Annotated in this window: 13 protein-coding genes; 9 read left to right on the top strand and 4 right to left on the bottom strand. The window is 44.6% G+C overall.

The features are described 5' to 3' along the window. Positions 1–3: 3 nt before the first annotated feature. The 5 genes from ACJB0T_RS00065 to uspE all read left to right on the top strand — a co-directional run bounded on the left by ACJB0T_RS00065 (position 4) and on the right by uspE (position 5182). The gene (locus tag ACJB0T_RS00065) at positions 4–2373 is read left to right on the top strand and encodes a heavy metal translocating P-type ATPase (RefSeq protein ID WP_479290167.1); all 2370 of its coding nucleotides are present in this window, start codon (positions 4–6) and stop codon (positions 2371–2373) included. 1 nt (position 2374) lies between these two features. After that, complete coding sequence (ccoS, locus tag ACJB0T_RS00060) at positions 2375–2578, top strand: cbb3-type cytochrome oxidase assembly protein CcoS (RefSeq protein WP_479290170.1); 204 nt, start codon at positions 2375–2377, stop codon at positions 2576–2578. Continuing rightward, the gene (locus ACJB0T_RS00055; protein ID WP_479290172.1) at positions 2568–3242 is read left to right on the top strand and encodes a sulfite exporter TauE/SafE family protein; all 675 of its coding nucleotides are present in this window, start codon (positions 2568–2570) and stop codon (positions 3240–3242) included. The genes ccoS and ACJB0T_RS00055 overlap by 11 nt, the downstream gene beginning before the upstream one ends. A gap of 91 nt (positions 3243–3333) precedes the next feature. After that, the gene (gene fnr, locus ACJB0T_RS00050; RefSeq protein WP_112460197.1) at positions 3334–4080 is read left to right on the top strand and encodes a fumarate/nitrate reduction transcriptional regulator Fnr; all 747 of its coding nucleotides are present in this window, start codon (positions 3334–3336) and stop codon (positions 4078–4080) included. A 157-nt stretch (positions 4081–4237) separates the two neighbouring features. Beyond that, positions 4238–5182 carry a universal stress protein UspE gene (uspE, locus tag ACJB0T_RS00045; RefSeq protein ID WP_479290175.1) on the top strand — a complete coding sequence of 315 codons (945 nt, stop codon included), beginning with the start codon at positions 4238–4240 and terminating at the stop codon, positions 5180–5182. A 69-nt stretch (positions 5183–5251) separates the two neighbouring features. Here uspE and ttcA read toward each other — a convergent pair whose 3' ends face one another. The 4 genes from ttcA to ACJB0T_RS00025 all read right to left on the bottom strand — a co-directional run bounded on the left by ttcA (position 5252) and on the right by ACJB0T_RS00025 (position 8620). Continuing rightward, a complete protein-coding gene (gene ttcA, locus ACJB0T_RS00040) occupies positions 5252–6145 on the bottom strand; it encodes a tRNA 2-thiocytidine(32) synthetase TtcA (RefSeq protein WP_112479370.1) in 894 nt (297 codons plus the stop codon). A gap of 153 nt (positions 6146–6298) precedes the next feature. Further along, positions 6299–6955, bottom strand: a complete 657-nt coding sequence (locus ACJB0T_RS00035) for a DUF2987 domain-containing protein (protein WP_479290180.1) — start codon at positions 6953–6955, stop codon at positions 6299–6301. Between the two features lie 17 nt (positions 6956–6972). Next, complete coding sequence (locus tag ACJB0T_RS00030; RefSeq protein ID WP_479290182.1) at positions 6973–7767, bottom strand: glucosaminidase domain-containing protein; 795 nt, start codon at positions 7765–7767, stop codon at positions 6973–6975. Then, a complete protein-coding gene (locus ACJB0T_RS00025) occupies positions 7760–8620 on the bottom strand; it encodes a hypothetical protein (protein WP_479290183.1) in 861 nt (286 codons plus the stop codon). Before ACJB0T_RS00025 ends, ACJB0T_RS00030 begins: the two co-directional genes overlap by 8 nt. Before the next feature lie 273 nt (positions 8621–8893). Here ACJB0T_RS00025 and potA point away from each other — a divergent pair, with 273 nt between their 5' ends. The 4 genes from potA (at position 8894) to ACJB0T_RS00005 (ending at position 12803) form a co-directional block, all read left to right on the top strand. Next, the gene (gene potA / locus ACJB0T_RS00020) at positions 8894–10063 is read left to right on the top strand and encodes a spermidine/putrescine ABC transporter ATP-binding protein PotA (protein ID WP_479290185.1); all 1170 of its coding nucleotides are present in this window, start codon (positions 8894–8896) and stop codon (positions 10061–10063) included. Further along, complete coding sequence (potB, locus tag ACJB0T_RS00015) at positions 10047–10904, top strand: spermidine/putrescine ABC transporter permease PotB (protein ID WP_479290186.1); 858 nt, start codon at positions 10047–10049, stop codon at positions 10902–10904. Before potA ends, potB begins: the two co-directional genes overlap by 17 nt. Next, a complete protein-coding gene (gene potC / locus ACJB0T_RS00010; protein WP_112460191.1) occupies positions 10904–11674 on the top strand; it encodes a spermidine/putrescine ABC transporter permease PotC in 771 nt (256 codons plus the stop codon). The genes potB and potC overlap by 1 nt, the downstream gene beginning before the upstream one ends. A 94-nt stretch (positions 11675–11768) precedes the next feature. Then, a complete protein-coding gene (locus ACJB0T_RS00005) occupies positions 11769–12803 on the top strand; it encodes an extracellular solute-binding protein (protein WP_479292254.1) in 1035 nt (344 codons plus the stop codon). The last annotated feature ends 301 nt before the right edge of the window (positions 12804–13104 follow it).

Raw genomic sequence — 13104 nt, 5'->3', positions numbered from 1 at the left:
ATTATGAGTAAGACGTGTTATCACTGCGGTGAAGATGTACCAGCCAACACGAACTTCAACGTAGAAATTTTAGGTACAGACCGGGAGATGTGTTGTCCCGGCTGCGAAAGTGTGGCTCAAACCATCGTTGATAGTGGTCTAGTGTCCTACTATCAATACCGAACTGCACCTGCCGAGAAGGCGGATCTCGTTCCAGAGCAATTGCGGTCATTAATTCATTACGATAATGAGGACGTACAAGCCGAGTTTGTGAGAAACCACGAGGACACAAAAGAAGTGACACTGTCACTTGATGGTGTTTCTTGTGCAGCCTGTGCGTGGTTGATTGAAAAACGAATGACCGTAGAACCTGGAGTCGTTTCAATACGAGTAAACACGACAACGAATCGGGCCTTGCTTAAGTGGGATAAAACCAAGACCCAACTTAGCCAACTTCTCTCTTCCATACATGCCCTTGGCTACAAAGCCGCACCGTTCGAGGCAGATAAGCAAGAAGCTGCCTACCATGCAACCATGAAGCAGTATCTATATCGACTAGGGATTGCCGGTCTTGCAACTATGCAGGTCATGATGCTTGCCGTGGCGTTGTACCTTGAGGTATTCGGTGATTTAGAACCTGAGTTCAAAAACTACTTCCGTTGGGTAAGTTTGATTTTTGCTACACCGGTTCTTTTGTATTCAGCTCTGCCCTTCTACATCAACGCTTGGCGTAGTATTAAAGGCCGTACTCTTGGGATGGATGTCCCCGTCTCCATTGCGTTGATCCTCGCCTACGTAGCGAGCCTAGTCGCGACGGTGGCAGAAAAAGGTGAAGTGTTCTTTGAATCGATTTCCATGTTCACTTTTTTCTTATTAGTCGGACGTTATTTGGAAATGCGTGCTCGCCGTAAAGCTGCGGCGGCAAGTGGGAATTTATTAAAGCTTATCCCTGCTATTGCCAATAAGCTAAATGGCGATCAAGTCCCGGTAAAATCGTTACAGATCGGTGATCAGATTAAAGTGCTACCAGGTGAACATATTCCAGCAGATGGCGTTGTGCTCAATGGTCGTATTCACATTGATGAATCTATGCTTACGGGTGAATCGCTTCCTGTCGTAAAAAACAAAGATGACTTTGTTTATGCGGGTACGCTCAATGGAGACGAAGCATTTGAGTTAGAGGTAAGTTCTACCAAAGCGGATTCGATGATCTCAAGTATCGTTCGCCTGCAAGATGAAGCTCAGCTTAGTAAACCTAAAATCGCCGAGATCGCGGACATTGTTGCTCGCTACTTCGTTGCAATTATCTTAATCATTGCTGCTGGTACTTGGTTCTTCTGGCACCAAAGCAAACCAGATGATGCATTCTGGATAATGCTATCTGTGCTGGTAGCGACATGCCCTTGTGCCTTGTCTCTTGCTACCCCAACTGCTATTACGTGCTCGAGTTCGAGAATGGGCACCTTAGGGATTTTGTCGCGACGTGGTCATGTCTTCGAAACACTTTGCAAAGTGAACCACTTGGTGGTCGATAAAACCGGCACATTAACGCATGGTGATATTGAGATTGCAAACACGACCGTTCTCGGTAAATTTGAAGAAAATCAGCTATTGAAAATTGCCGCTTCCATCGAGAGTCATGCAAACCATCCTATTGCCCGAGCATTCAAACCTTATCTAGATCGAAATGTGCAAGTCAGTGATGTTGAGAATGTTATCGGCTCAGGTCTAATAGGAAAGCTGGACTCTGCCTCTGTTAAAATAGGTAGTGCGCTTTTTGTTTTAGGTAGAGAAGATGTCGCTCGTAACAGTGTTTATATGTCAATAAATGACACACACGTTGCAACCTTCGAGTATCGCGATCCTATTCGCAAAGAAGCAGCCGACTTTATCAAAAAGATGCGTGCAGCTGGCGTTAAAACAAGCCTATTAACTGGTGACACTCTAGCAAATGCTAAGCCTGTGGCCGATAGTGTTGGCATTGATAACGTGGTAGCTAGCGCCTCTCCAAGTGACAAACTCGATTATTTGAAATCTTTAGATAGCTCAGACGTAACAATGATGATTGGTGACGGTATTAATGATGCCCCAACTTTGGCTGGTGCTCACCTTTCTATTGCCATGGGTGGTGGCACCGACGTCGCAAAAGCATCTGCAGACTTAGTGCTACTTGGAGATCGACTCGACAAGATTTTAACGGCACGTGAATTGGCCTTGAGAACTCGTAAGATTATTCGAGAGAACCTAGCCTGGTCTTTGGGGTATAATCTTCTGATTCTACCGCTCGCGGTTGCCGGTCTTGTTGCACCCTACATTGCAGTAGTCGGTATGTCTGGTAGTTCAATTATCGTGGTGTCAAACTCGCTACGCTTGCTAAAAGAAGAAGGTAAGTAACGTGGAAAGTATTTATATCCTAATACCTATTGCGATTGTGCTTGTGTGTGTGGCGGTTGCGATCTTCTTGTGGGCGGTAAAAAGTGAACAATTTGAAGATTTAGAACGCCAGGGTCACAACATCTTATTTGATGAAGAGACTGAAGCTTCCCATACACCAAGTAACAAAGAGAAGACGACAAAAGGAAGTAAGGGTGAATCTTGACCTCATTGGTGCATTTACCATCGGCCTTCTTGGTGCCGGCCACTGCATGGGAATGTGCGGTGGCATAGCTTCCCTTCTTTCCATTGGACAATCGAATAAAACCCCCACCGCACTTATCATCAATTACAACCTTGGCCGTTTGCTAAGTTACACGTTGATAGGTAGTGTTGTGGGTGGAACGATTGCAGGGATTGCATCGCTTTCTCAGTTTAATCAATCACTTGCGTTTGTTCGTATCATCGCTGCTCTGTTTATGGTGTTACTCGCATTTTATGTGGGTCGATGGTGGAACGGTTTGCTTAAGGTTGAAGTTCTGGGTCAGTCGTTATGGAAGCGTATTTCACCTCTAGCGAACAGACTGCTTCCATTGAAACACAACTCCCAAGCTATTCCGTTTGGTTTTCTATGGGGCTGGTTGCCATGTGGTCTAGTGTATTCGGTATTGACTTGGGCAGCTGTTTCAGGAAGTGCACTCGGCGGCGCAGCCACCATGTTGGCCTTTGGTCTTGGTACCCTACCCGCTATGCTACTTGTAGGCTCAAGTGCTACAAAATTAAAATCCCTGCAAAATTCACTCATTTTCCGCAACATCGCTGCAGTTTCGATACTTGTTTATGGACTATACACAGGTTACGAGTCAGTGATGATTTTTAGCGCAAACTAATAGATGATTGTTTTATCATTGATTTTTTAGCTACCCTTTGGGGGTAATGAATGATAAAATCTTGATGTACATCAAATAGTGAAAGGTTGTTATGATTTCTGAAAAGCCTGTAGCAAAACGTGTTCAGTCTGGCGGCTGTGCGATTCATTGCCAAGATTGCAGCATTAGTCAGCTCTGCATCCCCTTTACTCTCAACGAATCTGAGCTTGATCAACTCGACCAAATCATTGAGCGTAAAAAGCCGATTCAAAAAGGCCAAGAGCTATTCAAAGCTGGTGACGAGTTGAAGTCACTTTACGCTATTCGCTCAGGGACCATTAAAAGTTACACCATTACAGAGCAAGGCGACGAGCAGATCACGGCCTTCCACCTAGCTGGTGACCTAGTGGGCTTTGATGCTATCACTGGTGATGAACACCCAAGCTTTGCACAAGCTCTTGAAACTTCAATGGTGTGTGAAATTCCTTACGAAATTCTCGATGACCTCTCAGGTAAAATGCCTAAACTTCGCCAACAAATCATGCGTTTGATGTCGAATGAAATCAAAGGCGACCAAGAGATGATCCTGCTGCTGTCTAAGAAGAACGCTGAAGAGCGTCTAGCGGCTTTCCTATACAACTTATCAACGCGCTTCTCTCAGCGTGGCTTCAGCCCAAGAGAATTCCGCCTGACTATGACTCGCGGTGACATCGGTAACTATTTGGGTCTAACGGTTGAGACCATCAGTCGCCTACTCGGGCGCTTCCAAAAAGCAGAAGTACTGAGTGTAAAAGGCAAATACATCACTATTATCGACCACGATGCACTGATGGAAATGGCTGGCGTATCAAAAGAATAAGTTCGTCAAACTCCTAAATTTTGGCAACCTTTCTAAAGTGGCTCTACAATGAGCCACTTCAAATTTTCTCCCCCTTAAAATCTAATTTTTCTAAAAAAATTCATAGATTTGCGCTAAAGTGTTTATAGGTAATGACCCAATTAGGTAGGGAGTATCTATGAGCATCTACAGTAAAATCCTCGTCGTAGCGAATCTCAACAGCGATGAGCAGCCTGCCCTTGCTCGTGCGGTTCAACTTGCTAAGAAGAGCAAATCCAGGAGCCACATCCGTTTCTTCTTATCTATCTACGATTTCTCATACGACATGACTTCTATGTTGTCACATGAAGAGCGTGACGCCATGAGGCGCGGTGTAATACACCAGCGTGAAGAATGGATGAGAAGTGTCGCCAAACCTTATCTCGATGACAGCTTTGATTTTGACGTCACTGTTGTTTGGCATAACCGACCGTATGTAGCGATCGTTGAGGAAGTTTTTGAAGGTAAGCAGGACATTGTTATTAAGGCGACTCGTAAACACGATATTCTTGAGTCGGTAATATTTACACCTACAGATTGGCATCTATTGCGTAAGTGTCCAGTCCCTGTTTTATTAGTTAAGAATGCCGATTGGCCAGAGAAAGCCAACATTATTGCATCGGTTCACGTTGGGTCAGAAAACCCGACTCACATTGATTTGAATGATTGTATGGTGAAGCAGCTTGATAGCTTAACTGAACGTCTAGACGCAACGGGTTATCTTGTTAACGCCTACCCCGTTACACCTGCAAATATCACTATTGAACTCCCAGAGTTCGATCCTGCAACCTACACTGACGCTGTTCGTGGTCACCATTTAACAGCTATGAAAGCCCTACGTCAAAAACATGGTTATGCTGAAGAGCAAACGATCGTAGAGCAAGGATTGCCAGAGGACATCATTCCCGATGTAGCTCGTCAACTAGATGCTGGTATGGTGATTCTTGGTACTACCGGTCGTACTGGTTTATCCGCAGTGTTTATTGGTAATACGGCAGAGCATGTGATTGATAAGATCAATTGTGATGTCATGGCGCTTAAACCAGATGGCTATATTAGCCCATTAGACCCAAGTCAGTCTTAATAACGACATCATACAATTCGATAAAAAAACGCCCCTCATCGAGGGGCGCTCTTCTAAAAAGTGTCACTATTAAACGTTAGTCACATCAATAAACATCGATTCATCAATGTTGGTCGATGACACAGTTGCTTCACTGAACTCGTATTCTTCTCTATTACCTTCACGATCGAGTGGCAAGTTAACAAAGTCAAATAGTTCACGGTCAGCTAGCTGACTAGGACTAACGTTTTGAATCGATTTGAAAATAGCTTCAACGCGACCCGGAGTCTTCTTATCCCAATCAATCAACATCGCCTTAATCGACTGACGTTGAAGGTTCTCTTGAGAACCACACAGGTTACATGGAATGATTGGGAACTCTTTATGTTCTGCGTATTTGATCAGATCTTTTTCACGGCAGTACGTTAGCGGTCGAATCACCACATTACGGCCATCATCAGAACGAAGCTTAGGTGGCATCGCTTTTAGTCGAGAGCCGTGGAACATGTTCAAGAACATGGTTTCCACAATATCATCAAGGTGGTGACCAAGTGCAATTTTAGTCGCTCCAATTTTCTCAGCAAATGAGTAAAGCGTGCCACGACGAAGACGCGAACATAGGCCGCATGTCGTTTTGCCTTCAGGGATCTTCTCTTTAACCACTGAATAGGTATCTTTATCAACGATGTAATAAGGAATGTTCAGCGTTTCAAAATAGTCTGGCAGGATGTGCTCTGGGAAACCTGGCTGTTTCTGATCAAGGTTAACCGCAACCACATCAAACTTGATTGGTGCTGCTTTTTGAAGATTCAATAGGATATCCAGCATCGCGAATGAGTCTTTACCACCACTGATACACGCCATCACCACATCATTTTCTTCTATCATGTTGTAGTCGATAATTGCGTTGCCAACATTTCTTCTAAGACGCTTTTGAAGTTTGTTGAACTCTAGAGTTTCTTTTCTTGTATCTGTCTGATTCATCACGTGCTCTCACATTGCCGACAATGTCGACGATAGGATTTCCTACTGGGAATAATCTGGGGCGTGGATTATACGAGCTTTTTGATAAAGATTAAATGGTTGTTTGACCCCCTTTGGTTTAGGAGTCAAACAATTCTAGAAAGATGGGTCAGCTTACTGAGCGCCAGGAAGATAAGGCAGGATACGAATCGTCTCTCCTGGAAGAGTCATGTAACCACCTGCGCCGATGTCACTAAGACGTACTTGCGCTTTGCCGTTTTCTAATGCGATGGAGTCGCCATTGGAAAAAGATATTACGCCTTCCATGTCAGGCGCGAATTCTAGAGTAATGCCTTCAACATCCGGAGTGAACCAGCTGGCAAACATGCCACCTAAGTCTTCTAGCATCACCTGCATTTGCGGCAGCAGTTTTTCGACGTCTGCATAAGTCACCTTGCCAGACATAGGTTCGGTCGTCATCACCACCATAGAGAAGTCGCAGCGCTGATCTTGTGGAGTATGTACAAACACCAACGGATTCGCTGACTTGAGGTTGTTATCTAGCGGCACCACAAGCTCATTGATTGGGCTCGCTGGTAACTCTTCATAGTGTTCTTCTTTTTCCATCCAAGCTTTTTCGATACGACACAAGGTTTTCGAGTCGGCATCGACAAAGAAGAAACCCACCTTTACATCTTCATGGCCTTCTTTCGCATTGTTCTTCATTTGTGAAAACAGTTTTGAATAGGTGAACATGTACTCTTGGGCAAGAGTGGGAACCGCAAATGTGGCTGCGGCAAAACCTAAAAGGGCTAACTTTACTACTTTCATGTTTAATTCTTTGATTATTATTGTGTTGTCCAGAACTTGTCATTATGTCGAATCATGGCTTGCAGGTCTTTGACGTATGCCTCACCCCGCTCCGAATAACGCAGTAATCCATTAGTGAGCTCCAGTGCCGTCATCTCTGACAGCAAATCTTCACCTCGATCTCGAATACCAGCACGAATATCACGCAATTCTTGATATGCTCTGTTGCGATTCACATTCATAAAGTAACCGTGGATAGATTGCTGAGGAGAGCTAAACTTAGCGACTTCATGCGACATTCCTTCGCTTCGCTTCAACGGTACAAGGCCGCATCCCTTCGTATAACACCATTGACCAAAATAGTTATTTGCTTCGTTGGCAAAACGTGATGTTCCCCATGCCGATTCGTTGGCTGCTTGCGTTAGCACCAATGCTTCAGGCAAAACATCTACCCTTTCAAGCATTGCATTGACCCATTCATAGTTCACCTCGGAGGGCTCCAATGAATAAAGTTTGCCAAGACGCTTTGCTGTAGCCTGTTGTTCACTCGTCAGAGACTGCTCATCCAGTGCTTGCTTGATGCCAAGTAATCGTCTGCGCTCTTTCTCAATTCGCGCGTTTTCAATGGCGACACCTGGTCTCAAGTAGTCAAAAAACGTCTGCTTTTTCTGATTAGTGTCCGTAATGCTCGCGATATCTGGCTTCTCTTCCGCGATGGCTGGCAAGATGATAGCTTCACCTTCATTGTCATCCGCAGATTTTTCAGAAAGGAACAAAAAAGCGCTCCCTGTCAGGAGCGCAGCAATAGAAAGAAATTTATGCGAACTACGCATCAAATACCTCAGGGTTCTTATTAGGCTTATCGTCGTTTCTAGGTGGTGTACTGTCGTTGTTATCGTCGTTGCTGTCGTTACCAGAATCGTTTGAGCCATTATCTTCAGTGGCAACAATCTTTAGGGTGATACCAAACATTTCGCGATAAACAATGCCTTTTACATGGAAGAAAAACGGTAATACAAAGATAAGACCAATACCGTAGAACATCGCACCGACCACGAACATTAACATCACTAAGGTGTAGATACCTGCCAGTACGAAAATCTTCTTGTTTACCGCTCGCAGTGATAGCAGCAGAGACTGCAGTGGCGGAACTTTTTTCTCACAGATAAGCAATATAGATTGGCTAAATGCAAGGGATAGATACATCGAAAGGAATGGCAAAATCATGCTCACCACGCCTTGCAACATCAAGCTAAATAGCGTAGCGATAATAACCGGAACGGTAAACTGTAGACCTTTGCCGATGTGTCTGGTTTTCGTTGTTAGGCCTGCGGCGTGGCTCATCGCCATAAGCGAGATGCCCGCGAATACAGGTGCACTCACGACTTCATAACTAAAGTTAGCAACAAAAATAGCCTGAAAAATGCTCTGATCTAGCAAGCTTGGATCTTGGAACGCTTGCAAGATAACGGATGGATCGCCGAGTTGTAATTGCAGTGCGATATAAAAAATACCCACTTGCACAAAAATGAGGGCAATAATTGCTGGAGAGAAAGACAAAAAATGCTTTATGGTTTGCTGCCACGCTTCTTGGAACACAGCCCCAGCCTTGAGGTCATATTTTCCTGAGATAGCGCGCTCAATTGAGCCACCTAAATTGAAGTCTCTTTCAAAATCGTTTTTCATATGTTTTCCAAGTGACACTCTATACGAGTACATTTCTTCGTTGAAAAGGCTGCGACATTATAGCGGTAACGAGATTGTTTTATCACTGTTATCACCTTGCTTTTCGGTCTTTTTGGGTGATAATTAACCAATTGATAAGGCAAAATATTCAACTCGACGCGCTCTAAACCTAGTATGGTAAATAATGTTTACTTTTACCTGCAAAATTTTTTCGTTTCGGGATAAGAAAATGCTTTGATTTCACCTAATTGGTGATTATGATGCGCGCCTTAAATGTGTATAGCAACTGGCCGCTCAAATTCCGGCCGAGGTGGAGATAAACAGACGTTGAACGCTAAACATTCAGAAGGAACACCAGTCGTACAGCTTGCTGGTGTGAGTAAAAGTTTCGATGGTAAGGAAATCATCGCAAATCTTAACTTAAACGTTAATCATGGTGAGTTTCTCACTATTTTGGGTCCTTCGGGTTGCGGTAAGACCACAGTACTAAGAATGATCGCCGGTTTTGAAACCGTCGACAGTGGTAGACTCAATCTCGCTGGCCAAGATGTAACGGAAGTCCCTGCTGAACAGAGACACGTCAATACTGTTTTCCAGAGCTATGCCCTCTTCCCTCATATGACCGTTTTCGAAAACGTGGCATTTGGTTTGCGCATGCAAAAAGTGCCAAACGCTGAAATAGAGCCTCGCGTTCTAGAAGCGTTGAAAATGGTACGCCTAGAGAAAATGGCTCAGCGTAAACCTCACCAACTTTCTGGTGGTCAGCAGCAACGTATTGCGATTGCTCGCGCTGTAGTGAACAAGCCAAAGGTTCTACTTCTGGACGAATCCCTATCTGCACTTGACTACAAACTGCGTAAGCAAATGCAGATTGAGCTTAAGCAGCTTCAGCGCCAACTGGGTATTACCTTTATTTTCGTTACCCACGACCAAGAAGAAGCACTGTCGATGTCAGATCGTATCATCGTGATGCGTGATGGGGTGATCGAGCAAGACGGTTCTCCTCGTGAAATCTACGAAGAGCCGAAAAATCTGTTCGTCGCTCGCTTCATTGGTGAGATTAACGTGTTTAACGCAACGGCAATTGACCGCATTGACGACAAACGTATCAATGCAGAAATCGAAGGTCAGAAGAGCATCGTTTATTATGACAAAGCGTTTGAATCTGGTGAAAAGCTTCAAGTATTGCTTCGCCCAGAAGATCTACGCATCGAAGAGATCAAAGAGTCTGAAAACAAAGGTATCGTTGGTCACGTAGCAGAACGCACCTACAAAGGCATGACGCTCGATTCTGTCGTAGAACTTGAGTCTGGTATGCGTGTAATGGTGAGCGAATTCTTTAACGAAGACGATCCAGATGTCGACCACTCGCTAGGTCAAAAGGTTGCCGTTACTTGGGTTGAAAGCTGGGAAGTGGTGCTAAAAGATGAGCAAGAATTTTAATCTACAGAACGCCATTATCACTCTGATTGTCAGCTGGTTAGTACTATTCGTACTGATCCCAAATGTGATGATCATTGGTACAAGCTTCCTAACTCGAGACGAAGCCAACCTGATTGAAATGACGTTCACACTCGAGAACTACGCTCGATTACTCGACCCGCTATACGCTAAGGTCTTATTCCACTCGTTCTACATGGCGATCGTGGCAACCTTTATCTGTTTGGTGGTTGGTTATCCATTTGCGTATATCGTCGCGAAGATGCCAGAAAAATGGCGTCCGTTTATGCTGTTTTTGGTGATAGTGCCATTTTGGACTAACTCACTAATTCGTACCTACGGTCTGAAGATTGTCCTAGGTACCCAAGGTATCTTAAATAAGAGTTTAATCGCTTTAGACATTATCGATAAGCCATTGCGCATTATGTACACCGAAACAGCAGTAATGATCGGTTTGGTCTACATCCTGTTACCCTTCATGATTCTCCCGCTTTACTCAGCGATTGAGAAGCTGGACGGTACCTATATTGAGGCTGCGCGTGATCTCGGTGCTAACAAATGGCAAACGCTAACGAAAGTCATCTTGCCATTGACCATGCCAGGTATTATTGGCGGGTGTCTGCTCGTACTACTACCTGCACTAGGTATGTTCTACATCGCCGATCTACTCGGTGGCGCGAAGAACCTTCTAATTGGTAACGTGATTAAGAGTCAAATATTGAATGCTCGTGATTGGCCATTTGGCGCAGCGACGAGTATCGCTCTCACCGCCGCGATGGCAGTGATGTTGTATGCCTACTACCGTGCGGGCAAGCTCTTAAACCGTAAAGTGGAGCTCGAATAATGGGACGCGCTGTAAGATTTAGTTTTATGACGGTAGTGTACGCGTTTTTGTATCTACCGATCATTGTTTTGATCGCTAACTCATTCAATGCCAACAAATTTGGCATGAAATGGGGTGGCTTTACAACCAAGTGGTATGACGCCTTGGTTAACAACGACAGCTTAATGCAAGCGGCTTGGCACTCGCTCAATGTCGCTGTTTTTTCGGCAACCGCTGCAACCATTATTGGTAGCTTAACTGCGGTTGCACTGTTCCGTTACCAATTTAAAGGTAAAGGCGCAGTGAGTGGCCTACTCTTTATTGTAATGATGTCACCAGATATTGTTATGGCCATTTCGTTATTAGCGATTTTCTTGGTGCTTGGCGCTCAACTTGGCTTCTTCAGCTTGTTGATTGCACATATTACATTCTGTTTACCGTTCGTGGTTGTAACTGTGTACAGCCGCTTAAAAGGCTTCGATGTAAAAATGCTTGAAGCGGCCAAGGATCTTGGAGCGGGTGAATGGACAATTCTTAAGCAAATTATCTTACCACTGGCTAAACCGGCAGTTGCGGCAGGTTGGTTATTGTCCTTCACCCTATCGCTGGATGATGTGATTGTGAGTTCGTTTGTGACAGGACCAACGTACGAGATTCTGCCACTTAAGATTTACTCAATGGTAAAAGTCGGTATTTCACCAGAAGTGAATGCCCTTGCGACCATTATGCTAATTGTCTCTCTTATCTTGGTTGTGACCTCACAATTACTGGCAAGAGAAAAGGTTAAGTAAACCGCTATTTTACTAATGGAGCAGAATGGCGTTGTCATTCTGCTCTTTTTCTATCTATGCCTTTAAGGCAGCGTTTGTTTTGGAGCTAACGTCAATGAAAAAATGGGCTACTTTTTTAGCTGGTAGTGCATGTGCACTTTCTCTTCTTTCTGGAGCAGCTAGTGCAAAAGAAGATAAAGAACTGGTATTTATGAACTGGGGGCCTTACATCAACAGTAATATCCTAGAGCAATTTACCAAAGAAACTGGTATCAAGGTCATCTACTCAACATACGAGTCGAACGAAACCTTGTATGCAAAGCTAAAAACGCACAATAAAGGCTATGACCTCGTCGTTCCATCGACCTACTTCGTAGCAAAAATGCGTGACGAAGGCATGCTTCAAAAGATTGATAAATCAAAGCTATCGAACTTTAGCAACCTAGATGCAAACTACCTAGACAAACCATACGATCCAAACAACGACTACTCTATCCCACACGTTGTCGCGATCACAGGTCTGGCTGTCAACACAGATATGTATGATCCTGAAGAGTTTACTAGCTGGGCTGATTTGTGGAAGCCAGAGCTTGAAGGCCAGCTAATGATGATGGATGACACGCGTGAAGTGTTTCACATCGCGCTACGTAAATTGGGCTACTCAGGTAACACGACTGACAAAGCGCAAATTGACGAAGCTTACGCAGAACTGCAAAAGCTAATGCCAAACGTAGTGGTGTTTAACTCAGACAACCCAGGTGCACCTTACATGTCAGGTGAAGTTGGCTTAGGTATGCTTTGGAATGGCTCAGCGGCGGCGGCTCAAAATGAAGGTCTACCAATTAAACTTGTATTCCCGAAAGAAGGCGGTATAGGTTGGGTAGACAACTTCGCGATCAGCTCAGGTGCGAAAAACGTTGATGCAGCACACAAGATGATCGACTTTTTGCTACGCCCAGAAATCGCAGAACAAATTTCTCGCGATACCGGTTATCTAACAGCAGTAAAAGCGTCAAACGAGAAATTTAAAGACAGCCCTGCTCTATTCCCATCTCAAGAAGATTTAGATCGTGTAGAGTGGCAAGATGCGGTTGGTGACAGCACAGTCGTTTACGAAGATTATTTCCTAAAACTCAAAGCGGGTCAGTAATCTTTACTTATTCGGTACCAAAAGGTGGCAGTAGCCACCTTTTTTGTTTGCCCAGCGAAGCTGGCAAACCCGTCAGGTTGAAAGAAACCTGAATCGCCCCGACTGAGGGGAAGATAATCCGAATCGCAAGGGCGTTGCTGGCCAACGGTAGGGTCTGAAGGAAGCGATAGGAAGTTAACAGTACACAACGCAAGTGAACCTGCTTCGGCAGTTTAGGTGGGTAAGCGTGCAAAAAAGCGCGAAGCCCGATACTCAGTCAGGCCTATACTGTGTTTGAGGGTGGCATTGTTAACAGGGAGCC

It is taken from the genome of Vibrio sp. CB1-5 (genome assembly GCF_059412285.1).
The sequence above is the reverse complement of the archived record's forward strand: the minus strand, read 5'-3'. Positions and strand labels throughout refer to the sequence as shown.